General features: G+C 67.0%; 22 protein-coding genes and 1 tRNA gene. 14 read left to right on the forward strand and 9 right to left on the reverse strand.

The features are described 5' to 3' along the window. Positions 1-49 precede the first annotated feature (49 nt). From AC1M2K_RS10520 to AC1M2K_RS10530, 3 genes are all read left to right on the forward strand, one after another. Positions 50-125, forward strand: a tRNA-Leu gene (locus AC1M2K_RS10520). A gap of 760 nt (positions 126-885) precedes the next feature. Then, positions 886-1,563 carry a M23 family metallopeptidase gene (locus tag AC1M2K_RS10525; protein WP_480240947.1) on the forward strand — a complete coding sequence of 226 codons (678 nt, stop codon included), beginning with the start codon at positions 886-888 and terminating at the stop codon, positions 1,561-1,563. 87 nt (positions 1,564-1,650) lie between these two features. After that, positions 1,651-2,478 (forward strand): class I SAM-dependent methyltransferase, encoded by an 828-nt coding sequence (locus AC1M2K_RS10530; RefSeq protein WP_480237153.1) that lies wholly within the window; start codon positions 1,651-1,653, stop codon positions 2,476-2,478. Between the two features lie 7 nt (positions 2,479-2,485). Here the strand turns inward: AC1M2K_RS10530 and AC1M2K_RS10535 are convergent, their stop codons facing one another. Then, positions 2,486-4,150 carry a bifunctional 3'-5' exonuclease/DNA polymerase gene (locus tag AC1M2K_RS10535; RefSeq protein ID WP_480240948.1) on the reverse strand — a complete coding sequence of 555 codons (1,665 nt, stop codon included), beginning with the start codon at positions 4,148-4,150 and terminating at the stop codon, positions 2,486-2,488. A 60-nt stretch (positions 4,151-4,210) separates the two neighbouring features. After that, positions 4,211-6,226 (reverse strand): hypothetical protein, encoded by a 2,016-nt coding sequence (locus tag AC1M2K_RS10540; RefSeq protein ID WP_480240949.1) that lies wholly within the window; start codon positions 6,224-6,226, stop codon positions 4,211-4,213. A gap of 215 nt (positions 6,227-6,441) precedes the next feature. Between AC1M2K_RS10540 and AC1M2K_RS10545 the strand changes: the two genes are divergently transcribed. From AC1M2K_RS10545 to AC1M2K_RS10560, 4 genes are all read left to right on the forward strand, one after another. Next, positions 6,442-7,692 carry an alanine racemase gene (locus tag AC1M2K_RS10545; protein WP_480240950.1) on the forward strand — a complete coding sequence of 417 codons (1,251 nt, stop codon included), beginning with the start codon at positions 6,442-6,444 and terminating at the stop codon, positions 7,690-7,692. Next, positions 7,689-9,002, forward strand: a complete 1,314-nt coding sequence (locus tag AC1M2K_RS10550; protein WP_480240951.1) for a D-arabinono-1,4-lactone oxidase — start codon at positions 7,689-7,691, stop codon at positions 9,000-9,002. The genes AC1M2K_RS10545 and AC1M2K_RS10550 overlap by 4 nt, the downstream gene beginning before the upstream one ends. 124 nt (positions 9,003-9,126) lie before the next feature. Further along, complete coding sequence (locus AC1M2K_RS10555; RefSeq protein ID WP_480237148.1) at positions 9,127-9,693, forward strand: LemA family protein; 567 nt, start codon at positions 9,127-9,129, stop codon at positions 9,691-9,693. 80 nt (positions 9,694-9,773) lie between these two features. Further along, positions 9,774-10,658 carry a M48 family metalloprotease gene (locus tag AC1M2K_RS10560; protein WP_480237147.1) on the forward strand — a complete coding sequence of 295 codons (885 nt, stop codon included), beginning with the start codon at positions 9,774-9,776 and terminating at the stop codon, positions 10,656-10,658. Between the two features lie 204 nt (positions 10,659-10,862). Here AC1M2K_RS10560 and AC1M2K_RS10565 read toward each other — a convergent pair whose 3' ends face one another. Next, positions 10,863-12,419, reverse strand: a complete 1,557-nt coding sequence (locus AC1M2K_RS10565) for a zinc ribbon domain-containing protein (protein ID WP_480240952.1) — start codon at positions 12,417-12,419, stop codon at positions 10,863-10,865. 81 nt (positions 12,420-12,500) lie between these two features. Then, positions 12,501-13,751 carry a winged helix-turn-helix domain-containing protein gene (locus tag AC1M2K_RS10570; RefSeq protein ID WP_480240953.1) on the reverse strand — a complete coding sequence of 417 codons (1,251 nt, stop codon included), beginning with the start codon at positions 13,749-13,751 and terminating at the stop codon, positions 12,501-12,503. Positions 13,752-13,838: 87 nt separating this feature from the next. Here AC1M2K_RS10570 and AC1M2K_RS10575 point away from each other — a divergent pair, with 87 nt between their 5' ends. Next, entirely contained in the window at positions 13,839-15,077 is a 1,239-nt protein-coding gene (locus AC1M2K_RS10575) for an AI-2E family transporter (protein WP_480241732.1), read from the forward strand. Then, a complete protein-coding gene (gene ilvA, locus AC1M2K_RS10580; RefSeq protein WP_480237144.1) occupies positions 15,070-16,311 on the forward strand; it encodes a threonine ammonia-lyase in 1,242 nt (413 codons plus the stop codon). Before AC1M2K_RS10575 ends, ilvA begins: the two co-directional genes overlap by 8 nt. 67 nt (positions 16,312-16,378) lie before the next feature. Here ilvA and greA read toward each other — a convergent pair whose 3' ends face one another. Both greA and AC1M2K_RS10590 read right to left on the reverse strand, forming a co-directional pair. After that, complete coding sequence (greA, locus tag AC1M2K_RS10585; protein WP_480237143.1) at positions 16,379-16,870, reverse strand: transcription elongation factor GreA; 492 nt, start codon at positions 16,868-16,870, stop codon at positions 16,379-16,381. An 83-nt stretch (positions 16,871-16,953) separates the two neighbouring features. Then, complete coding sequence (locus AC1M2K_RS10590; protein ID WP_480240954.1) at positions 16,954-17,370, reverse strand: DUF4307 domain-containing protein; 417 nt, start codon at positions 17,368-17,370, stop codon at positions 16,954-16,956. Between the two features lie 87 nt (positions 17,371-17,457). On the opposite strand from AC1M2K_RS10590, the gene mca reads away from it, so the two are divergent. After that, on the forward strand, positions 17,458-18,324 hold the full coding sequence (gene mca / locus AC1M2K_RS10595; protein WP_480240955.1) for a mycothiol conjugate amidase Mca: 867 nt from the start codon (positions 17,458-17,460) through the stop codon (positions 18,322-18,324). Then, positions 18,321-18,629: a hypothetical protein gene (locus AC1M2K_RS10600; RefSeq protein WP_480237140.1), complete on the forward strand. Its 309-nt coding sequence runs from the start codon at positions 18,321-18,323 to the stop codon at positions 18,627-18,629. Before mca ends, AC1M2K_RS10600 begins: the two co-directional genes overlap by 4 nt. Before the next feature lie 3 nt (positions 18,630-18,632). Here the strand turns inward: AC1M2K_RS10600 and AC1M2K_RS10605 are convergent, their stop codons facing one another. Both AC1M2K_RS10605 and AC1M2K_RS10610 read right to left on the reverse strand, forming a co-directional pair. Next, positions 18,633-19,139 (reverse strand): GNAT family N-acetyltransferase, encoded by a 507-nt coding sequence (locus tag AC1M2K_RS10605; RefSeq protein ID WP_480237139.1) that lies wholly within the window; start codon positions 19,137-19,139, stop codon positions 18,633-18,635. After that, positions 19,136-20,704: an FAD-dependent monooxygenase gene (locus tag AC1M2K_RS10610; RefSeq protein ID WP_480240956.1), complete on the reverse strand. Its 1,569-nt coding sequence runs from the start codon at positions 20,702-20,704 to the stop codon at positions 19,136-19,138. The genes AC1M2K_RS10605 and AC1M2K_RS10610 overlap by 4 nt, the downstream gene beginning before the upstream one ends. 81 nt (positions 20,705-20,785) lie before the next feature. Between AC1M2K_RS10610 and AC1M2K_RS10615 the strand changes: the two genes are divergently transcribed. Next, entirely contained in the window at positions 20,786-21,223 is a 438-nt protein-coding gene (locus AC1M2K_RS10615; protein WP_480237137.1) for a nitroreductase family deazaflavin-dependent oxidoreductase, read from the forward strand. A gap of 6 nt (positions 21,224-21,229) precedes the next feature. Here the strand turns inward: AC1M2K_RS10615 and trhA are convergent, their stop codons facing one another. Next, positions 21,230-22,036 (reverse strand): PAQR family membrane homeostasis protein TrhA, encoded by an 807-nt coding sequence (gene trhA, locus AC1M2K_RS10620; protein WP_480237136.1) that lies wholly within the window; start codon positions 22,034-22,036, stop codon positions 21,230-21,232. A 59-nt stretch (positions 22,037-22,095) separates the two neighbouring features. Between trhA and AC1M2K_RS10625 the strand changes: the two genes are divergently transcribed. Next, positions 22,096-22,881 (forward strand): isoprenyl transferase, encoded by a 786-nt coding sequence (locus AC1M2K_RS10625; RefSeq protein WP_480240957.1) that lies wholly within the window; start codon positions 22,096-22,098, stop codon positions 22,879-22,881. A gap of 9 nt (positions 22,882-22,890) precedes the next feature. Then, entirely contained in the window at positions 22,891-24,012 is a 1,122-nt protein-coding gene (locus AC1M2K_RS10630; RefSeq protein ID WP_480240958.1) for an aminotransferase class V-fold PLP-dependent enzyme, read from the forward strand. The last annotated feature ends 125 nt before the right edge of the window (positions 24,013-24,137 follow it).

Here is a 24,137-nt window from a genome sequence, read left to right on the forward strand (position 1 = left end):
GGTATTCCGTCTGGATCGCCGTGACGCGCCCCATAAGCTGGAACCGCACGCCCCCGTAGTCCAATGGCAGAGACAGGCGACTTAAAATCGCTCCAGTGTGGGTTCGAGTCCCACCGGGGGTACCACTGCCCTCACGTCAGCCGCGGGCCTCGTGATGATCTCGAGCGTCGCCTCGCTGCCTCGCCGACGGTTTCAGGCACTGCACCTCGTTGTGGTGCTCGCAGTACTTGTTGTGGCAGCGCCAGGCAGGAGCGGTGTCGTTGATCGCACCCTCGGAGAGCTCCAGGATCAGACTCAGTTCCCTGCAGAACTGACACACACGCCGAGGACGCCCGCTCATGTCTTCGAGAATAGGATCCGGGATGCCCCGGCGGCAGGGGTGCACCAGATATTCACCGAATTGCAACCGTTGACGGCGATCATCGATGCCACGGCCCCGTCCGAGGGATACCGGAGTGCCTGGGCGAACCAATACGGTTGAGGGGCCCGGGAGTGCCCCCGATCGGGCAAATGTCCCCTCGCAATGCATTCGGAGTATTGCGAGGGGACTATCGCTTTCTCCCGAGCAATGCCCCTTGCCCAGGTCGTCAGCCTATGCCGATGCACCGGGTAACGATCAGTCCCCTCTCTGGGGGACTGCGTCCGAGCTGTGCGCTCATACGCCCGTCGCCCGACCGGCGATCAGATCCGGGCGGTTTTTCGTGCGTGGCCTGTTCCAATCCGCTGACCGTGCGTATTCTTGGTCTCGGAGCAGAGCATGGCCCGCACTGGTGTTTTTCCCGGTTCGCCTGGCCTCACGGACTCGACGGAGGCAGGCTCGGTTCCCGCTGTGCCTGCGGCTCTGCGACATCCCGTGCAGGCGTTCGAGCCGACGGCGAGCTGCTGATGGCCACCGCGCGCCTGAGAATGACCTCCGTCCCGGTGTCGAGCCCGTACGGCGATCGCGTCCTGAAGAAAACCGGGAAACGCAACTTCCACAAAGGCGTCGACACAGCGAACGGCAAGAGGTACGAGCATTCGGCGTTCGGTGACGGTGTCGTGGTCGCGTCTCCGCAGGAGAAGAAGCACCCCGAGTTCGGCTGGTACATTCGCATCCGGCACGACAACGGCATCGAGACGTCCCATCACTCCCTCGACGGGCCGGCCAATTTCAGAGTGGGCGCCACGGTCACGATGGGCGACATCGTCGGGCTCGCGGGAAAGTCCGCGCTAGCGGCCAGCGGCAAGCATGTCCACAACGGCCTCTGGCTCGACGGCAAGCACGTCGACCCACTCAAGTTCCTCACAGCAGGCAAGACCGTCACGGTCTCCCTGAACCGGTTCTCGCTCGCTCGAGCGGCAACCAGCCTCGCAGCGCCATTCATTCCTCCGGCAGGAGCCGACATGTTCATCGCAGTCCGTCACGGCAGCTTCTTCCTCGCGGTCCCTCGGGCCGGAGCGATCACCCTCGTTCCTCTCGGGCGGAACGACTCGACCGAGAACATCCCCGTCGTCCGCTTCGTCACCGATCCGGCATGGAAGGCCTTCCTTGCCTGTGTGTCGAACCCGAAGGTCGCAGGCTGACGACAGTCGGTCTCCTCGCCTTACCCCTGTCCCGGCATGTGCCTCCGCGCGTATACTTCGCGGACAACTCGATGAAGAGGACATGCCATGGACACCGACACCGCCGTCGCCCGCCACTACGGTAACCCTGAGCTCGAGGACTCGATCCTCGACGCACTGGTGCGAACAGGGCATGACCTGAATCGGCTCGAGCCCGACGACCTCCTCGCCGTCGATGAGTTCCACGTCGGCGGTGTCCAGGCGACCCGCGACCTGGCCCGCGCGGCCGGGATCGCTGCAGGGTCGACCGTGCTCGACGTCGGCTCAGGCATCGGCGGACCTGCGCGGCTCTTCGCGCACCATTTCGGGGCGACGGTCGTCGGCGTGGACGTCACGCCGGAGTTCGTCCGAACCGCCACGTCCCTCACCGGCAGGACCGGCCTCTCCGAGAACGTCGCCTTCATCGAGGGAAGCGGACTCCGACTGCCGTTCACCGACGACGAGTTCGACGTGGCCACGATGATCCACGTCGGGATGAACATCGCAGACAAGCCGGCCCTGTTCACCGAAGTGTCCAGGGTTCTCAAGCCGGGGGGAGTCTTCGCCCTCTACGACATCATGATCACGAGTTCCGGGGAGATGACCTATCCCCAGCCGTGGGCACCGACGGCAGACATCTCGTTCGTCGGCTCGCCGGATGACTACGCGAAGGCGCTCCAGGCGGCAGGGTTCACCGTCGAGAGCACCACCGATCGCCGTGACGCCGGGATCGAGTTCATCGAACGGGGCCCGCAGCCGTCACCGGGCGGTCAGCCGTCACCACTCGGCATGCACCTCGTGCTCGGTCCGGACGGCAGGAACCGGATGGGCAACCTCCTCGCCGGCATGAAGGCAGGGGTGCTCGCTCCCGTCGAGATGGTGGCGAGGCTGGCGTGACGGCGCCCTACTTCGCCTGGTCGTAGCTCGACACCGCTGCAACGGTCAGCGCGAAGTCCACCGGAAACGTGCCGAACAGGAGGCGACCGGCCTCGGCGGCTGCTTCTCGGATCGCGTCGCCGACGGCATCCGCCAGGTGCTCGGGGGAGTGGACCATGACTTCGTCGTGGAGGAACAACACCAGGTGCGGTTCACCCCGCTCGTCGCCCAGCGCCCGCAGTCGCTGCCGAAGGCCGGCCATCCAGCACATGGCCCATTCCGCCGCGGTGCCCTGGGCGACGAAGTTTCGTGTGAAGCGGCCCCAATCGCGGCCAACCTGACGAGCGCGACGTTCGTCCTGTGCGGTTGCCTCAGGGTCGGTCCCCGCGCGCTGGACCTCGTGCCAGTTCTCGCCGGGCAGCGGGGAACTGCGACCGAGCCAGGTGCTCACCTGCTCGCCACGCTCCCCGGACCTCGCTGCTGCCTCGACGAGACCGATCGCCCGCGGGAACGCCCGGGTGAGCCTGGGCATGAGCTGCGCGCTTTCGCCGGTGGTCGCGCCGTACAGTGCGCCGAGCATCGCCACCTTGGCGTGCGCCCGGGTGTCGACGACCCCGGCGTCGACGAGCCCCTGGTAGAGGTCGCGTCCGCGGCCGGCATTCGCCATGGCCTCGTCTCGGGACATCGCCGCGATGATGCGCGGCTCGAGCTGTGCGGCATCCGCGACGACGAGGGTCCAGCCGTCATCGGCCATCACCGCGCCACGCACCTGCGCAGGCAGTTGCAGCGCGCCGCCGCCCCGCGTCGCCCACCTCCCGGTGACCACGCCCCCGACGACGTACTCGGGATGGAACCGGCCGTCGCGGATCCAGGCATCCATCCACACCCAGCCGTTGGCAGACAGCAGTCTGGCGCGCTTCTTGTACTCGAGGAGCGGTGCGATCGCCGGATGCTCCAGCTCGCGGAGGTCCCATTTGCTCGTTCCGGTGACGGCCAGGCCGGCGCGCTTCAGCGCGCGGAGCAGCTCGGGCTGCGAATCGGGGTTGAGGCTCGGGGCGTCGAGCGCTACGCGGATCTGCTCAGCCAGGATCTCCAGCTTCGCCGGGCGTCCGCCGAACTGCGGCCGCGGACCGAGGACCTCGGACAGGGTGGCCGCGTGAACGTCCGCCCGCCATGGCATCCCGCGCTGTCGCATCTCTTCCGCGATCAGCGCGCCACACGACTCAGCGGCCAGAAGCAGCCGCAGGCGCGACGCTCGCTCCGGCTCGGCCCTCGCGACCTCGTCCAGGGTGCGCCGTTGCAGCAGGAACTCCTCCACCGGGTCGGCTTCGTCCGGGGATGGCCCGTCATCGAAGAGCGTGTTCGTGTGATCGCTCGACGGGACGGCGGCCTGATCCCAGGCGTTCTGCGGTGCGTCGGCCAGCTGCGTTCCCCTCGTGGCCTCTGACAGCTTGAGAATGCGGTGGCAGAGGCGCAGATCGTGCGTGCGTTCGATCGTGATCCCGGCGGCCAGGAGCACCGGATACCAGAGGGTCGTGTCGCTCCATACCCAGCGCGGGCGGTCGCGCTCACGTCGCGCGATGTCTCCAGACACGTCGGCGCCGAGCAGGAACGACCCCGTGACGGCACCGTCGTCGTCGAGTTCTGTCAGGGTCACCGCACCGCGGGGGGACCCTGACAGCACGATGAACACGCTCCCATTCTCCTGCAGGCGACCGACACGGACGACGTCGTCAGCCCGTGGGCGGTGGATTCAGTCCGAGGTCAGGTCGGGCTGGACGAGGCGGCGCCAGAGCCAGACGGAGATCCCGATGGCGCCGAACACGACGAGAGCGAACAGCCCGATCAGGATGCCGCCGCTGTTCTGCCACACGTCGACGACGGGAGCGAGGAGCGCGAAGAGGACGGTCAGCACGACGAACGCAGAGGCGAACCAGGCTGGTCGTGACCAGATCAGCAGCGCCCGGCCATCCAGTCTCCCCAGCGGTACGAGGAGGATCGCCGCGGAGCCGATGCCGGCGGTTGCGGCGATGTTCGCTACTTCGGTGAGGAGGATGTCGGCGAAGCCGGAGGGCGCGCCGAGCACCGTGGAGGCGAGCCAGGCCACGAGGCCGAATGTGAACACCACACCGATGCGGATCAGGGCGAGGACGCCACGGGCGGTTCGGAGTCCTGTTACGGCGGAGACGGTGAAGACGACGCCGAACAGCAGAGCGGGCTGCAGGTCGAGCAGGCGTGAGAAGAGGGCGACGGCGGCGACCGTGACGAGGAACCGCGGCGACAGCGCGATCCGCGCTGTGCTCGCCGCCCACCGGGGCGCAAGGAGCTTCGGCAGGTATGTGGAGGCCAGGTTCAGCAGAGCGATCGCGATCACCGAAGCGAGGAAAACGCGGAGGTATTCCGGCTGCCCGTGGACGGGATTGGCGAACAGGACGATGCCGCCTGCGGCCACGACCGCACCGCCGGCGGTGAGGACGGCGCCGGGTGTCGAGACGAGGGGATCGGGATCGTCGTGCGTCGGTACCCGGTTCCTGCCGGTGAGGCTCGGCGGGCGGTGGCCCGCGCGGCGTGCGCCGACGGTGGTCGCCAGCATCCGGGCCGGCACGAGCAGGAGCAGGATGGCCACGGCGGCCAGGGAAAGCGCGCGGAGCCAGGACAGGTCGACGGCGCCGAGCGCCGACGGCACCCCGGACGTGAACGGCGTCGCGTTCACCCAGCCGTTCGACTCGGGGGTGGTCGTCGGTCCGGATCCGGGCGGAGTCGGGCTGGGTGTCGTCGGCGGGACGGCGGGAACCACGGGAGCCGGATCGGGCCCTTCGCTGTCCTCCTGTGTCGGGCTCGGGGACGGCGACGTCGTCGATGGCGCCACGATCCGAAGCTCGAGCGGGGCGCTCCCTCCGCCGACGTTGCCTGCGGCATCCTTCTGGAACGCCGTCACCCTGGCCGTGCCGGCGGGCAGAGCAGCACCTGTGCAGGTCCACGACCCGCGGGAGACGACGGCCGAGCACAGGGCGACGTCCGAGCCCGATGCCGTGACCGCGAAGACTTCGACGGTCGCCTGATTCTCTCCGGTGCCGGCGAACACCACACCGCTCGTGCGGACGGTGCTGCCGGGGGCGGGGGATGTCAGCCGCGGAACGGCTGGTGCGTCGACGTCGAGGAGGATTCGTCTCTCGGGGGCGGGGTTCGATTGCCGGCCGTGGCTGAACGAGGTCGCCTGCGTCGCCGTGAGCGTGTGTGCACCGCTTCCGATGGAGCGGGGCAGGACGTAGGCCCACGTGCCATCCGGACCGGCAGGGAAGCTCCACGATGATCCGCCGCCGACGGAGAGGGTGATCGTCGCGTTGGGGTAGCCGCCGCCCTGGACCAGGCCGCTGGTCAGCTGGAGCGTCGACCCTGCGATCGTGGGCTCAGCGAGGACGTCGACTACGACGGGAACAGACTCGAGGTTGGGGCCCCCTTCGCCCAGTTGTACGGCGGAAAGACTGATCGACGGGCCGCTGGGCAGACGAGAGACTTCACAGGAGAAGTCGGTGTCATCGCTCTCGACCGTGCAGACATTCGTGCGCGACGAGCCGGCGAGGATCTGGACTTCCGATCCCGCGGCCTTGGTGCCGGTGATCACCGTGCTCGCAGAGCCGAGGAACTCTCCGGTGTCCGGCGAGGTGATCGTGGGTGCGGTTTCAGGCGCCAGCGGAAGGTCGTCGGGGTCGGCATGGGCGGCGGTCGGAGCGGCTAGGAGCAGAATGAGAGCGACGGATGCTGCCATGATCGACCCGGAGGCTCGCGAGCGTCGCCAGGTCAGCTGCGCCGACCGGCCCCCAACACGTCGAGCAACTCTGAGTATCCCCACCGTGCTTCCATTTACGAGCCGGCCCTGCCTGATGTCAAACCGCCACGCCTGTTTGGGGGTCATTCTCAGTCTCAGAGACAGGGCGTCCTGGGGCCGGGAACCGCTAGCGTGGAGACCGGAAGGGAGGGCCGATGGCCATCACGCTCTCCGCCATGGGCAAGGCGGTCCCAACTCCGGCGCCCTGGCAGGACCCGAATCGGTTCTGGACGGGGCTCGATGCCGCGACGGCAGGTCTTGAAAGCCCGCTCGCCGTGCTGCACCTCGGGGCCCTCCAGCACAACACCCACGACCTCGTCCGGCGTGCAGCAGGCAAGCCGATCAGGGTGGCGAGCAAGTCGATCAGGGTGCGGGGGCTCGTCGACGCCCTTCTGGACACCGACGGCTACGCCGGAATCCTTGCGTTCACACTGCCTGAGGCACTCTGGCTCGCTGAGACCGTGGACGACATCGTGGTGGGCTACCCGACGGCGGACACCGCGGCAATCTGCAGGCTCGCAGCGGACCCCGTTGCGGCCTCGCGCGTGACGCTGATGGTCGATTCGGTCGAGCATCTCGATTTCGTCGACGCGTGCGTGCCGCCGAACGCACGGGAGAACATCCGCGTCTGCCTCGAACTGGACGTGTCGTGGCAGACCGCTGCTCCACTCGGCCACGTGGGTGTCTGGCGCTCGCCGGTCCGCACGGCGGAAGAGGCGGCGGCTCTCGCGCGAGCGATCGAGGCGCGGCCCGGGTACACGCTGGTCGGGATGATGGCGTACGAGGCACAGATCGCCGGCCTGGGCGACAAGACCGCGTCGAGGGGTGCCTGGTCCAAAACCATGCGCTGGATGAAGCGAAACTCGATCCGCGAGCTCACCGAGCGCCGTGGCGAGGCCGTTGCGGCCGTGCGCGCGGTCTCCGACCTGGAATTCGTGAACGGAGGGGGCACCGGCTCGGTCGAGAGCACCTCCCAGGACGACTCGGTCACCGAGATCGCCGCAGGAAGCGGCATCCTCGGCGGCCACCTGTTCGACAACTACCGCACGTTCCACCCGGCGCCCGCGGCATCGTTCGCGCTCTCGGTGGTGCGCAAACCCTCCCCGTCGATGGCCGTCATCCTCGGCGGCGGCTGGGTGGCATCAGGCCCGCCAGGCGAGGACCGGCTTCCACGACTGGCGTGGCCGGAAGGCCTCGAGCTGATCCCGCGCGAGATGGCGGGGGAGGTGCAGACGCCGATCCGCGGCGCGGCCGCATCCGGCCTGAGCACCGGCGACCGGGTCTGGCTCCGGCATTCGAAATCGGGCGAGCTGAGCGAGCGGGTGAACGACTTCGTGGTCGTCGACGGCGACCAGGTGATCGACCGGCTTCCGACCTATCGCGGCGAGGGAAAGGCGTTTCTGTGACGGCGACCGGGGCAGTGTGGCACAACTGGGCGCGAACCGAGCAGTCGAGGCCACTCCGGGTCGAACGACCACGCACCACGGCGGCGGTGCAGCGCGCCGTCCGGGCCGCCGCCGGGTCAGGAATCCCGATCAAGGCCGTCGGAGCAGGACACTCGTTCACAGGCATTGCGGTCGCCACAGGAGTCCAGCTCGCGCTGGATGACCTCACCGGCCTGGTCGGGCGGCCGACCCCGGACGGTCATGTCTCGTTCTACGCGGGCACCCGGCTGCACCAGATCCCGCGTCTGATCGCACCGTTCGGCCTTGCCATGGCCAACCTCGGCGACATCGACCGGCAGAGCATAAGTGGAGCGATCTCCACGGGCACTCACGGCACCGGGTCGCGGTTCGGCGGACTCGCCAGCCAGGTCGTCGGCGCCACGCTCGTCACGGCGGACGGTGACGTGCTGCGGATCGACAAGGACGACAACGCCGATCTCCTCCCTGCCGTCGCGCTGGGCCTCGGCGCGCTCGGCATCCTGGCCGAGGTGACGATCGCGTGTGTGCCGACGTTCCTCCTCGACGCGGTCGAACGGCCCGAGCCCCTCGCCGACGTGCTCGACACCATCGCCGAGCGGGCGGCGACGGCAGACCACTTCGAGTTCTACTGGTTCCCCCACACCGAGACCGCCCTGACGAAGACGAACACGAGACTGCCGGCATCCGCACCCCGCAAACCCCTCCCTCCGCTCTCACGCTGGGTCGACGACACGGTCATGGCCAACGGCATCTACCGTGCCAGCTGCTTCGCTGGAACGGTCGTGCCGTCCGTGACGCCGACCGTGAACCGGCTGGCCGAGAAGCTCACGGGCAACCGGCGGTTCACGGACTCCTCCCATCGGGTCTTCACGACACGGAGGACGGTCCGTTTCCGTGAGATGGAGTACGCAGTCGCCGCTGAACACGTTCCGGCCGTCGTCCGCGAGATCACGACGCTCATCGCGCGCAGGAAATGGCGCGTCAGCTTCCCGATCGAGGTGCGTTTCGCCGCATCGGACGACCTCTGGATGTCGACGGCATCCGGTCGCGCCACCGGCTACATCGCCGTGCACCGGTATCACCGCGAAGACCCGGACTCGTACTTCGCGGCGGTCGAATCGATCTTCCAGGAGTACGGCGGCCGGCCGCACTGGGGCAAGATGCACACGCAGGATGCCGCGTCGCTGTCCCCGCTGTATCCGCACTTTGGCGACTTCATCGCCCTCCGAGACAGGCTCGACCCCCGCCGCCTCTTTTCCAACGCGTACCTGGACCGGGTTCTCGGTTCCTGACCCCGAGGGTTTGCCTTGAGGTGGGTTGATTACCGCGCTCCCGGGCTGGTCAGGCACGTAGAATGATGGAGTTCACAGGCGTCACCCGTACGCACTGCACACAGCACATAAGGGAGTTCTCGCCATGGAATGGCTCATTCCGGTACTCATCGTCGTCGCACTGGCGGCCATCATCGGCATCTACTTCTGGGTCACCTACAACTCGCTGGTGTCCCTCAATGTCCGTGTCGACGAGGCATGGAGCGACATCACGGTGCAGCTGAAGCGACGGGCCGACCTCATCCCCAACCTGATCGAGTCGGTGAAGGGTTACGCGGCACACGAGCGGGCAGTCTTCGAGAACGTCACGCGGGCGCGAGCCGAGACCCTCAGCGCGCAGGGCCCGGCAGACGCGTCAGCGGCCGAGAACCACATGCAGCAGGCACTCAAGTCGATCTTCGCGGTCGCCGAAGCGTACCCACAGCTCCAGGCCAGCCAGAACTACCTGCAGCTGCAGGGTGAGCTCGTCGACACCGAAGACAAGATCCAGGCCTCACGCCGGTTCTACAACGGCGGCGTCCGCGAACTCAACACGAAGATCAAGGTCTTCCCGAACCACCTCATCGCCAAGAACCTCGGTTTCAGCGAGCGCGAGTTCTTCGAGGTCACCGACAACGCGGCCATCGCAGAGCCGCCGCGCGTGCAGTTCTAAGCGCCAGAGCGATTTCCGGGCTCGGGTGCGCGCGAACAGCGTGCACCCGAGCCTGTTCTGTCTCCCCGAAAGGACACTGAATGTACCGGGCCATCCGCAAGAACAAGGTGAACACCGTTGTCATCATTCTCGTGTTCCTGCTCATCATCGGGGGACTGGGCGCCCTGGCCGGCGCGATCTACAACAGCCTGACCATCACGATCTTCACGCTCGTCGGAGCGACGATCTACGCCGTCATCCAGTACTTCTTCGCGTCGAGCCAAACCCTCGCTGTCAGCGGCGGGCACGAGATCCAGAAGTCGGACAACCCGCGGCTCTACCGCATCGTCGAGAACCTCGCGATCACGACGGGTATGCCCATGCCGAAGGTCTATCTGATCGACGACCCGGCGCCCAACGCATTCGCCACCGGCCGAGACCCCCAGCACGCCTCGGTCGCCGCGACGACCGGACTGCTTGACATCCTGACGGACTCCGAGCTCGAAGGAGTCATGGCACATGAGATGGGCCACGTGCAGAACTACGACATCCGCGTCTCGATGATGGTCTTCGGGCTCGTCGTCGCCATCGGTTTCCTCGCCGACATGCTCATGCGCATGGTCTGGTTCGGTGGCGGAAACCGCAACAGCAATGGTGGGGGGAACCCGATCGTCCTGATCTTCGGGATCGCCGCGATGATCATCGCACCGTTGCTGGCCAGCCTCGTGCAGATGGCCGTCTCGCGGCAGCGTGAGTATCTCGCGGATGCCACCGGTGCCCTGACGACCCGCCACCCGGACGCCCTCGCGAGCGCCCTCGAGAAGCTTGCGGCCTACGGTCGGCCGATGCGGCGGCAGAACACGTCGATGGCGCACCTGTGGATCTCCGACCCGCTGAAGCCGGGAGCTGTCGCGCGCCTGTTCAGCACACATCCGCCGATCGACGAGCGGGTCGCCCGGCTGCGGACCATCGGCGGAGGTTTCTAGCCGTCGGCAGCGCTACTCGCGACTCATACGCGGCACAGCTGCTCACGGACTCACGTCGGTCGAACTCACCCGGTGCGCCGGGTGACAGGGTCCGGAACGGGTGGACGCCGGGAGGAGGTGGCGCACGGGCTGGCGGTCATCTACCGCTGAAACGCAGAAGCGGAGCGAGCCTGTCGGCCCACTCCGCTTCGTTGTACCGCGCGTTTAGTAGATGTCCTCGAGGGTGACTTCGTCACCGTCGATGACGATGGAACCGTCGAGGTTCCAGTCCGTACCTGTCGTGTAGCTCTCGGTGCCTGTGCCACCGCCGTAGAGCGTGCCGGTCGCGACTGCCGTGACCTTTCCGCCCTCGGTGGAGAAGTACCGGCCGGACTCGTCGACGACGGCAACCGGGTACTTCTCGACGGTGTACTTCATCGTCGGCTCATCGGCGAAGTCATAGACAGCGCCGGTGTACATCCCGCAACCCTCAGGGTCGTCCGTCTTCGACGTTGCGCACTCGTCCAGGTGGGCGTCGAGTGCTTCCTGGACCGCCGTGGTCAGACCTTCACTCGGGGTGAACTCGAGTTCGACCGCTTCGTAGTTGGCCTTCGAACCGGTACCAGCGACGAACGTCTGGGATTCGGCCTCGAAGAAGTCGCCCTCAGGTGCGCCGATTTCGTAGGTGCCCGGGTACGCGGCGAGTTCGTATTCCTTGCCGAAGTCGACGTCCTTGCCGTTGACCGAGACGACCGTGCCCTGGTCGGTGTACACGTACACCGATGACAGGAGCGGCTTGTCGATCTTCCACTTGTCGAAGAACACGCCCTGCTTGCCGTCCTTGCTGAGTTCCAGGACGTCGTCGAAGGCGGTGCCGTCGACGCTGTAGCTGACCTCGGCGTACGCGGAGTCGCCGCGCGAGGACACCTTGGTGACCTTGGCGTTCTTCATGAGCGCCTTGGCTTCGCCGAGCACGTCATCGGAGAGGAGCGACGCGGCGTCCTTCGTCACTCCGGGGTCGACGAGCTTGTTGGCCTGCGACGCCTTACCCTGGCTGATCGCCGTCAGGTAGCTGCGCACAGTAGCTTCGGGGCCGTACTGGGTCGAGTTGATGACGTTGATGACGACCGAACCGATGATGAGCAGGAGGACCAGTGCGGCGGCGAGCGACGAGAAGAGGATGATCTTCTTCTTCTTTTTCGGGTCCATCGGGGGCCGCTGTCCGCCCGCCGGCTGCGGGTAGCCCGCCGGGGTCGGTGCGCCGGCAGGACCCTGAGGGTACGCGCCGGGAGCATAGCCGGCCTGCGGGTAGCCACCCTGGTTACCTGCCTGCTGAGCGCCCTGGCTGTATGCGCCCTGCGTGTACGCAGCTGCAGCCTGTGCCCCCTGGCTGTAACCGTCGACGGGTGGCTGTCCCTGCGTGTACGGGTTCTGCGCGGGGGTCTGACCGTAGGGGTTCTCACCGTACGGAGCCTGGGGAGCGCTCGGGTCCTGGCCGTATGCGGGCTGGCCTTGCGTGTACGGGTTCTGCGGAGCGGCCGGGGCCTGCCCGTACGGGTTCTGCGGCGAGGCCGGGTTCTGGGGGGCTGCCTGACCCTGGGTGTACGGGTTGTGCTGGTTGTCCTGCCCCGGAGCGTATGGAGCCTGGGGGTCGCTCGGACCCTGGCTGTACGGCTCCTGACCGGTGCCGGGAGTGCCGGGCTGTGGCGCGTTTATCGGCTCACCGTCCTGGCCATTCCCATTGCCCCCGGGTGTTGCCGGTGTCTTGTCGTCCTCGGCCATGTGTGCGTTCCCCTCGTCGTACGTGATCGCTGCAAACCTAGCATCCAAGAAGGGGACTCACTGAGCGCAAAATGCCCTGATCTATGGGGACTTCTCCCCATCGTCATCGGCCGGGACGCCGAGAGGCACGCCGAGCGCCCCGGCCAGCGCCCGCGCCAGCGTGCCACGGTCGGTCACGGTGACGGAATCGTTTCGCTGCCAGGCGGCTGCCCGGCGGACGAGCTGCGCGACCCGTTCTGGGGTATCCGACGGGGCACCGGGTTCGAGCCAGGCGGACTGCACGCGGAGCGTGCCTGCGGCGCGGTCGTTCTTGAGATCGAGGCGTGCGACGAGGCGGTCATCGAGCAGCACGGGAAGCACGTAGTAGCCGTGGACGCGCTTGTGTTTCGGCGTGTAGATCTCGATCCGGTAGTGGAAGTCGAACAGCCGGTGTGCCCTGTTGCGCGCCCAGACGACCGGGTCGAAGGGCGACAGGAGAGCGGATGCCTCGATGCTGCGAGGCCGACGTGCGTCCCGGTGGAGCCAGGCCTCCCTCGGCCGGTTTCCCCGGAGCCAGCCCGGTACGGTCACGGGCAGGAGCTCGCCCGCGTCCTCGAGGTCGGCGACGGCCAGCCTGGCGTCTGCGGAGGGAAGGCGGTAGTAGTCCGCCAGGTCGTCGAGGGTTCCGATGCCGTGCGCGACGGCCGACCGCCTGACGAGTTCCCGGATCGCATCAGCCTTCGGGATGGTCCGGTCCAGCACCTCGCCAGGCAGAACCTGCTCGGGGAGCGCGTAGCGGCGTTCGAACCCGACACGGCCCGCTGAGACGATCTCGCCCCAGCGGAACAGGGTCTCCAGGCCGATCTTCACGTCCGACCAGCCCCACCATGGACCGACCCGCTTGTTCGCGTCGTGCTCGATCTGGCTCGCGGGCAACGGCCCTTTCTCGGCGAGTTCCGAGTGGAGCCAGCGCAGGAATTCGGTGTTCGCGTTCGACCAGCTCTCGGGGTCGGCGGAGCTGCGATCGCGGTAGCCCTGCATCCGCCACCGGAACAACGGCCAGCTGTCGCGCGGCATGATCGTCGCCTCATGACCCCAGTACTCGATGTACCGGCCCTTCGGTGCGAAGGTGAGGGCGTCGAGCGCTGCTTTGTCGTAGGCACCGAGCCGGGCGAACACAGGAAGGTAGTGGCTGCGTTCGAACACGTTCACCGAGTCGATCTGCAGCACTCCGAGCCGGTCGACGAGGGCGTTCAGCTGACGAGTGCCGGCGTCGGCGGGAAGGGGCCGCCCGAAACCCTGCGCGGAGAGGGCGATCCGTCTGGCCAGCGCCGGGGAAACAGTGTCGGTCATAGCTCCCGACGTTAGCGCGTGCCGCCGACAGTGGCGGCATAGACTGATCCGGTGGCCAAATCGACTGAGAAAAGCTGGTGGGCCCGCGTGTTTCGGCCCTCAGAAACCGAAGCCGTAGCCCACGACCCCGTGCCATCGAGCGGGATCGAGCACGACGTCCCCCGCGGCATGCGGATCGCCGGCGCCTGGTCGTGGCGATTGCTCGTCATCGCCGGTGCGCTCGCCGTCCTGGTGGTCCTCATCGTCCAGTTGCGACTCATCATCATCCCGTTGCTCATCGGTGTGCTGGTCTCCGCGCTCCTCACGCCGCTGGTCGGTTTCCTGACCCGCCATCGCTGGCCGAGGGGACTGGCGATCGCCACGGCCATCCTCGGCACCCTCGCTATCGTCGGCGGACTGCTCTGGCTGGCGATCTGGCAGATCACGCGTGACTTCGACGTCGTCCGCGAGCGGACGGTCGCGTCGTTCGAGGACCTGAAGACGTTCCTCCTGCAGTCGCCGCTGCATCTCACCGACTCGCAGATCAACGATTTCATCGCGGATGCCCTCAGCGCGGTCCAGAACGACGGCCAGGCGCTGTTGAGCGGTGCGCTGTCGTTGGGCTCCACCATCGGGCACGTCGCCACCGGTGTCTTCCTCGCGCTGTTCTGCCTGATCTTCGTCCTCATCGACGGCAAGGGCATCTGGGGATGGATCGTCCGGCTGATGCCGAAGAAGGCCCAACCGGCGATCGACGGCGCGGGCAAGGCCGGGTGGTCCACGCTCACCAACTACGCGCGGACGCAGATCCTCGTTGCGTCAATCGACGCCGTGGGCATCGGTCTCGGCGCGTTCCTCCTCGGGGTGCCCCTCGCGATCCCGATCGCCGTGCTCGTCTTCCTGGGTTCGTTCGTTCCGATCGTCGGTGCTGTCGTCACCGGTACGGTGGCCGTCTTCATCGCCCTCGTCTACAACGGCTGGGTCATCGCCCTGCTCATGGTCGGCGTGGTTCTCCTGGTGCAGCAGCTCGAAGGCCACGTGCTCCAGCCGCTCCTGATGGGTGCGGCGGTGAAGGTCCACCCGCTTGCTGTCGTCCTCGTCGTCGCAGGAGGCACGTTGCTCGCCGGGATCCCCGGCGCGCTGTTCGCCGTTCCGGTGGCCGCCGTGATCAACGTGATGGCGAAGTACATCTCGTCCGGCGCGTGGAGAACCCGGGCACCAGGCTCCCCCCTCATCCTCGGCGATGTGATCTGGCAGACCGTCCCGACCGAGCGGCACGTCCGCAAGAAGCCCGCGGCGCACCCGCAGGCAGCAGCGTCACCACAGCAAGGAATCCCGAATGACTGACACCCCCCTCGCAGGACCCACGCTCGACCAGTTCGAGAAGGCACGCACGGTCGTCGCCCGGGTCGCGGAGGAGACACCGATGGAGAGCTCGCGGTACCTCGCCGAGCTTCTGGGCGCACCGGTCTTCCTCAAATGCGAGAACCTCCAGCGGACGGGGTCGTACAAGATCCGCGGTGCCTACAACAGGATGGCGCAGCTGACAGACGAGGAGCGGGCGCACGGCGTCGTGGCGGCTTCGGCCGGAAATCATGCCCAGGGCGTGGCATTCGCGGCGAGGGAACTCGGCATCGCGTCGACGATCTTCATGCCGATCGGTGTTCCGCTGCCGAAGCTGCAGGCCACGAAGCAGTACGGCGCCCAGGTGATCCTCAAGGGACACACAGTCGCAGAGCCCCTGCTCGCCGCGGCCGCGTACGCCGAGGAGACCGGGGCGATCTTCATTCCGCCGTTCGACCACCCCGACGTGATCGTCGGGCAGGGCACCCTCGGTCTCGAGATCTGGGACTCCGTCCCCGAGGTCGAAACCGTCATCATCCCGATCGGTGGAGGAGGGCTCATCGCCGGCGTCGCCTCAGCGCTCAAGCAGCGCGCTGCGGCGGCCGGCCGCACGGTCCGCGTCGTCGGCGTCCAGGCGGCCAACGCGGCCGCCTACCCGCCATCGCTGGCCGCAGGAACCCCGCAAGAGGTGATCGTGCAGGCCACCATCGCCGACGGGATCGCCGTCGGCAAGCCCGGGCTGCTGAACTTCGACATCATCCGCGACGTCGTCGACGAGGTCATCACGGTGAGCGAGGACGACATCGCCAAAGCTCTTCTCGTGCTGCTCGAACGGGCGAAGCTCGTTGTCGAGCCGGCCGGAGCCGTCGGCGTCGCAGCCATCCTCGCCGGCAGCGTTGCCCCGACCGGACCGACCGTCGTCATCCTCTCCGGCGGAAACATCGACCCGCTGCTCATGCAGAGGGTGATCAGCCACGGTCTCGCGGCATCCGACCGGTACCTCACCCTGCGCATTCCGCTGCCCGACCGTCCGGGGCAGCTGGCACGGACCGCGGAACTCGTCGCACAGGCCAACGCCAACGTGATCGAGGTGCTGCACACCAGGCACGGGCACGGACTGAAGATCGGCGAAGTGGAGCTCGAGCTCAGTGTGGAGACCAGGGGACCTGAACACCGAGACCTCGTCGTCCGGACGTTGCAGGATGCCGGTTACTCACCTCAGATCGTCGAGGACTGACCGAGGCGCGATACGAGAAACGGGCCGGTGAGAAGAATCTCGCCGGCCCGTTCGTGTGTCGTCGGGGCTACTGTCCCGCGTAGGTGTCGACCTTCGTGATCTTCACTGTGATCTCTTTGCCGTTCGGAGCGGTATACGTCGTGCTCTCGCCGACCTTGAGCCCGAGGATGGCGGAGCCGAGGGGGCTCTGCTCGCTGTAGACATCGAGGTCGGAGTTGGCGGCGATCTCACGGTTGCCGAGGAGGAAGACTTCCTTGCCCCCGGCGACGGTGGCGGTGATGACGGTACCGGACTCGACGACGCCGTGGCTCTCGGGGGCTTCACCGACCGTCGCGTCGCGGAGAAGCTGTGTGAGGGTGCGGATGCGCGCTTCCTGCTTGCCCTGTTCGTCCTTGGCGGCGTGGTAGCCGCCGTTCTCCTTGAGATCGCCCTCTTCGCGAGCGGATTCGATCTTCTTGGCGATCTCTTCGCGCCCGACGGTGGACAGCGTCTCAAGCTCGCCGGCGAGTCGGTCATAAGCATCCTGCGTGAGGAAGGTGACCTGAGTCTCTGCAGCCATGGCGAACTCCTTACATAAACGGACGCCCTGACGGTTGCGTCAGGGCGTATCAACTGGACCCGGCTTCCGGGTATCAGATGAGCTTATGCCAGCCAACAGCGATAAATCAAACCCGTCGAAGCTTTTTCGATGGTGGTGACCGACTCGGTGAATGTCCGGGTTCGCTGCTCTGAAGCGGGGACTTCGATGACCTTCCAGCCGACGACGGCGAACGTGTCATTGAGCGCCTGGACGGCGCAATGGGTCGTCGTTCCCTCACCGACGGACAGCTCGAATGTCACGTTGACTGTCCGTTCATCGACGACCACGTGCGCGGTATCCCTCACGTCGATTCCCGGACCGGCTGCGTCGAGCCCTGCCCACACCACCCAGGCCACGAAGACGAGGGCGAACGCGCCACCGACAGTCCAGGCGATGCGGCGTTCGCGGGTCCGCCGGCGCGGGGTGCGTCCGTAGCGGTCATCGATGACGGAGGCGTCCCGCTCAGTGTTCGAAACCATCAACCCTCATCCGTGCAAACGTTAGTCTGTAGAGACAAGGCTAATCGCTTCGACGCCTCCACACTCTCACCGGAAGACCAGGCCATCGTGACACTCCGCTTGCTCTCGGTCCACGCGCATCCCGACGACGAGTCGAGCAAGGGCGCAGCGACCTCCGCTTACTACCGTTCGCGGGGCGTCGAAGTCCTCGTCGTCAGCTGCACCGGCGGCGAGCGGGGCGACATCCTCAATGACGATCTCGCCGAGCGGGCGATGGGGGAGCGGGACCTTGCAGGACTCCGACGCCGGGAGATGGGCGAAGCGGCGCGGATCATGGACGTCAGGCACCGCTGGCTCGGGTACGTCGACTCCGGAATGCGCCAGGAGGACGGAAGCCTGCCGCCGAATTCGTTCGCTGCCATCCCGCTCAGCGTGTCCGCCGAGCCGCTCGTGCGAATCGTCCGCGAGTTCAAGCCGCAGGTGATGATCACCTACGACGAGAACGGTGGGTACCCGCACCCCGACCACATCCGTTGCCACGAGGTGTCCGTCGCTGCGTTCGATGCGGCATCCGATGCATCGGCCTATCCGGAAGCCGGACCGGCCTGGCAGGTCTCCAAGCTGTACTACGACCACATCTTCAATGCGGAACGGGTCCAGGCGAACTTCGACGAACTCCTGCGGCAGGAGCCGGATTCGCCGCTCATCGAGCAGCTCAGCGAGATGGTGTCCTGGATGAAGGATCGTCCTGCCCGTGCGACGACGCACGTGCCGGTCGGCGAGTTCTTCGAGGTGCGGGATGCCGCGCTCAGGTCGCACGCCAGCCAGGTCGCTGCAGACTCCAGCTTCTTCTTCTGGTCGAACGACCTGCAACGTGCGGCGTGGCCGTACGAAGACTTCGAACGGGTGCGCTCCCTTGTGCCGCCCGTCGCAAACGAGAGCGACCTGTTCGCCGGGATTGAGGACACTGAATGACCGCCAGCTGGAACACCGTGACGGATGCCATATGGCGGCTGGCGGCGACCCCGACTCCGACGCCGTCGCTGAACATCGACGCCAACGATGTCACCCCGGGGCCGGCCGGTTTCTTCATCGTGGCGGCCATCGCGGCAGCCGTATTCCTGCTCATCTTCGACATGCTGCGACGTATCAGGCGGGTCAACTACAAGGCGGAGATCAGCGAGCGTCTCCAGGCCGAGCTGGACGAACGTGACGGCACTGCCGCGACGGATGACGGCCCAGCCGGCGACGCGCCACGGCCAGGCGACGAGCGACCGTAGCGGTCAGAGGCTGCGCCGCATCTCGATCTCGTTCTTCGACGGGTCCAGGTTGTACGGAACGGTGTGGCCGGTCGCCTCGTAACCGCGCCTGCGGTAGTAGGCGATCGCCCGGTCGTTGTCTTCGTGTACGTGCAGGGTCAGTACGTCGCTGAGGCCCCGCGCCCACTCCTCGACGGCGTCGAGGAGTGCATCGGTCACGCCGGCCTCGCTGCCGCGGAAACCGGGCGAGACGTAGACACCGACGAGCAGCGGACCGCTCGTCTCGACGTGATCGACGAAACCGCTCATCGTCCCCACCCAGGATCCGGCCTCGTCCACGGCCACGAGCTGGACGCTGTCAGGAGTGGAGCCGCGGTTCGCGCGCATCCGCCAGACGTCCTCGGTGTTTGCTTCGGCCGCCTCGACGGTCTCCATGAAGGCGATCGGAGTGTCCCTGAGCATTTCGATTCGGAGGGCGCGCACGCGCTCCCAGTCGTCTTCGGTGGGTGACGTGATCCTGACAGAACTCATCGAACCAGCGTATCGACCCGCCACGGGCGAGCGCGCCGCACGCCGGCGTCCTCGAGCGCGCGGCCGAACACCGCCGGCGCGGGCGGGCCCGCCGACTCCGCGGCCACGAATCCGTCGGGGCGGACGAGGTAGAACCGGCCGCTCACTAGGCGGCTGCCTCCTGTCGTCGCGAAGAGGTGGAGCGGGAGTCCGGTCCCTGATCTCACCCGGACCACGTCGCGGCGCTCGACCGGGCCATACGCGTGCACCTGCCAGTCGAGGCTGCGAAGGACGTCATAGTTCGAGCCGGTCCACGGCAACCGCCGGCCGACCACGCGTCCCCGTTTGCCCGTCTTCCTGGAATCCTCGCTCATCCAGTAGTGGATCCTGGTCTGCGACAGATACTCGAACAACCTGCTCGCGCCTGGCACCCCCGGAACGACCTGGACGACGAGCGGTACGACCACGCGGCTGGCACGGCGACGGATGAACCGGGACAGCCGCGAGGTGCCGGTCACGAGAGCGAACACCCGGTCGGTCGTCGACACCAGCCGCAGCGCCACCGGCCGGCGCTCGGCTTCATACCGGTCGAGCGCAGACGGATCCACGCCTCGCCGAAGCACGCCGGCGAGGGCCAGGGCGAGATTGTGTGCGTCCTGGAGACCGGTGTTCATGCCCTGCGCGCCGACCGGCGAGTGCACATGCCCGGCGTCCCCGGCCAGGAACACGGGGCCGTCGCGGAACCGAGCAGCCACCCGGTGTGAGATCCGATAGGTGGAGAACCAGCTCGTGGTGTCGTAGTCGACCCCGAACACTTTCGAGAGTTTGGCCCTGGCGGCGTCCTCGGTGACGGCCTCGCCCGAACGCGACAACCGGATCGTGCCGAGCAGACGGTCGTGACCTCCTGGAGCCATCGGGAATGTCACGAGGAAGTCGTCCGTGCCGAATCGGACACAGACCGCACCGGGTTCGAGACCGGTGACGCCGTGGGCGTCGGCGACGTAGAACGTGTGCTCGTTTGTGATGCCCTCGAACGGGATGCCACGGAGTTTGCGCACGGCCGACGAGGCCCCGTCGGCACCGACGCAGTACTCGGCGGAAATGGTCACGGGGCCGTCAGGTCCGTCGATGACGGCATCCACGCCCGTTCCGCTCGAGCCGGGGGAGACGAGGCCGGAGAGTGCGTGCTTCCACAACACCGCCCCACCGAGTCCGGTGAGCTCGTCGACGAGGATCCGCTCCGTGCGTGACTGCTCGAGGATGTTCAGCCCGGGGAACGGTGACACCCCCGCGCCGATGCTACCGATCGGGACGACGCCGAACGATGTGCGTTCGAATCCGGGACTCACGCGTGTCGCCAGCATCCGTTCGTCGAGGAAGTCATCGGCGAGCCCCAGTTGTTCCAGGATCTCCATGGTGCGAGCCTGCACCGCAAGCGCGCGTGATTCGCGGGAGGGTCCGTCCTTGCCGTCGGTGAGCATGACATCGACACCGAGCTTCGTGAGCGCGACCGCCAGCAGGAGGCCGGTCGGGCCGGCTCCCACGACGAGGACCTCGGTCCTCCTGGCTGCGGATGGTTCGCCCACGCTCCCATGGTAGGGACCGGGAAGCGGCGACACTACACTGATCGGGTCGGATGCGAACGCCTCCGACACGTGGAGGGGATCATGCCGCTGGAAGGCGAGTACGCACCGGGGAAGTCCAACTGGGCCCTGAAGCAGGTCGAGTTGTACGAGAGTTCGGGCGGTACGGAGGGGACGACCCTCCAGGGCCGTCCGGTGATCGTCCTCACCACCCTGGGGGCGAAGACCGGCAAGATCCGCAAGACAGCCCTCATGCGCGTCGAACACGACGGAGAGTACGCGGTCGTGGCGTCCCTCGGCGGCGCACCGAAGCATCCGGTCTGGTTTTACAACGTTCGGGCACACCCGCACGTGGAACTGCAGGACGAGACCGAGAAGCACGACTACACGGCCAGGGAAGTGACCGGGGACGAGAAGGCGCTCTGGTGGGAGCGCGCGGTGGCGGCCTTCCCGCCGTATGCCGGCTACCAGACGAAGACGAAGCGCGAGATCCCGGTGTTCGTTCTCACCCGCCGAGACTGAGCGGGATCAGCCGACGTTGTAGGCCGGATCGATCGCCAGGAGCAGGATGCCGGTCCAGTGGCAGAGGAACGCCAGCACCGTGCAGACGTGGAAGATCTCGTGGAATCCGAAATGCCCGGGGAACGGGTTCGGCCGTTTCATCGCGTAGACGACGGCGCCGCCCGTGTACAGCAGTCCTCCGACGATGATCAGCGTCATCGTGGCCGGGTTGACCCGGAAGATGTCGAACAGGTACATCACGGCCGCCCAGCCCAGAGCGATGTACAGCAGCACGTACAGCCAGCGAGGCGCATGCAGCCAGAACACCCTGAACGCGATGCCGAGGATGGTTCCGCCCCAGACCAGTGCGAGGAGGAGCGTCCCTTTCTCGGGCGGCAGGGCGAGCACCGCGATCGGCGTGTAGCTGCCCGCGATGAGCAGGAAGATGTTGGCGTGATCCATCCTCTTGAGGAGGATCTTCGTCCGTGGAGCCCAGTTGAAGCGGTGGTAGAGCGCCGAGATGCCGAACAGCAGCATCGAGCTCAGCGCGAACACCGCAGTGCTCCACTTCGCCGGTGGGCCGTGGGCAATGGTCACGAGCACGATTCCGCCCACGATGGCGAGCGGGAACGTGCCGGCGTGGATCCAGCCGCGCCAGGTCGGCTTCACGTCCTCAGGGGTGGCGATCTCATCGTCGAGGAGCGGGATGTTGGGGAGCGACGGGCCCTCGGCGTCGTCGCGGGCGACCGCTGCATCCACGGCCTCGTCCGACCCGACCGGCGGATTCCCGGCTCCGCGCCGGGGACGTTCAGCTGCAGGGGGAGTTCGGGGCATAGATCACAGGATACGCGGCAGGACCGCAGGAATCCGACGGATTGGACTAACGTAACGGTGTGACAAAGAGCCAGTCGAAGCCGGGACCCGGGTTTCTCTACAACCTGTACCAGAAGCGCCTGCGCCGCGGTCTGACATCCGAGTCGCTCCCGCACCACGTGGCGATGATCATCGACGGCAACCGCCGGTGGGCGAAGCAGCTCGGCTACGAGACCGCAGCGCACGGCCATCGCGCCGGCGCTGCGAAGATGCGTGAGTTCCTCGAGTGGTGCGACGATCTTGGCGTCAAGGTCGTCACCCTCTATCTCCTGTCGAGCGACAACCTCAGCTCCCGGTCGTCCGACGAACTGCACGATCTGATCGAGATCATCGCCGACCTCGCCGAAGAGCTGTCGCACTACCGCGACTGGCGGGTGAAGCGGGTCGGGTCGACGGTCGGACTGCCCGAGCCCCTCATCGGCGCACTGGACGCCGCTGAATCGCGGACCGCCCAGAAGAAGGGCCTCCACATCAACCTGGCCGTCGGGTATGGCGGGCGCACCGAGATCGTGCACGCCATGCGCGACATCGTCGAGAAGCACCACCTCACCGGCGGCAACCTCGAGTCCCTCGCCGAACTCCTCACCCCCGACCTCATCGGCGAGCACCTGTACACGAGCGGCCAGCCGGACCCCGACCTCGTGATCCGCACCTCCGGAGAGCAACGGCTCAGCGATTTCATGCTCTGGCAGAGCGCCCACAGCGAGTTCTACTTCGTTGAGGCGCTTGGCCCTGACCTGCGCGAGGTGGACTTCCTCCGGGCGCTGCGCGACTACTCGAGACGGCAACGTCGTTACGGCGGCTGAGGGGGAATGATGACCGGAATCGACGAGTTCATCGACGGATTCGGTGAGGAATCCGGCTATCTCGACTATGGGAGGGTGGGTCCGCTCGCCGCCGTCGTACAGGACGAGGTCCGTGGGCAGGTCGACCTGCTGGGGCGGGCACGCTTCGGCGCCGCCGACGCGCTCCGAAGCCAGGACGAACGGATGCGCACGGCCGTCTCTGCGCTGACCGGCTTCGCACCGGAGAACATCGTCAGCCAGCCGAACACGAGCATGGGCCTCATGCACACCATGTTCGGCATGACCGGGGGGCTGCTGCTGTCTGCAGGGGACTTCCCGAGCCTGACCGTGGCTGCGACCAGGGCCGCTGAGTCGATGCAGGTCCTTCAGCCCACCTGGCTCGAGACCGACCACGGGCGGGTCACACCACACACCATCAAGGAGCAGCTCACGCCGGCCATCACGGCCGTCGCCGTCAGCCTCGTCGACACGAGGACCGGCTACCTCGCCGACCTCGAGGGCATCAGGCAGGTCATCGGGGAGCGCCTGCTCATCGTCGACGCCATCCAGGGCTTCGGCGTCGTCGACGCACCGTTCGAACTCGCGGATGTCGTCGCATCCGGTGGCCAGAAATGGGTGCGCGCCGGGTGGGGGACCGGATTCCTCGCGTTGAGCGACCGGGCACTCGACCACCTCGTCCCCGTCGTGAGCGGCTACACCGGAACAGACGAGTACGAACCCTGGGACGCCGTTCCACCCCCGTCGAAGACGGCGCGCGCCTACAGCGTGGCGAACCCGGACTATTCAGCCGAAGCCCGGCTGTCCGCCGCACTGGAGGAGATCGCCGGTGTCGGTGTCGGTGTGATCCACTCGGCGGTGAGCGAGCGGGTCAGCGAAGTCCTCGAGCTCGCCGACGAGTTCGTGATCTCGGTCGCATCGGCGAGGGCTGAACACGAGCGGGCCGGTATCGTCATCCTCGACCCGCCCGAAGACCAGGTCACCCTCCTCGTCGCTTCGCTGCACAACCACGGCGTCACGGCGACGATTCGGCAGAACCGCATCCGGCTCAGCATCCACGCCGGGACGACGAGCGAAACGCTCGGGATGCTCCGCGACTCCTTCGTCTCGTTCTCCACGGCGATCGCGTACTGACCCGGCGTTCGGGAAAAGTTTACCTGCGCGCAATGTCCAGTCAGCGTGTCGGGTGTGGCACCGCGGCAGAGGAGTCGTAACGTCTCAGTTATCAGGCACGGCGCCTGGTCGAGACGGCCATATAA

It is taken from the genome of Mycetocola sp. Y171 (genome assembly GCF_056713165.1).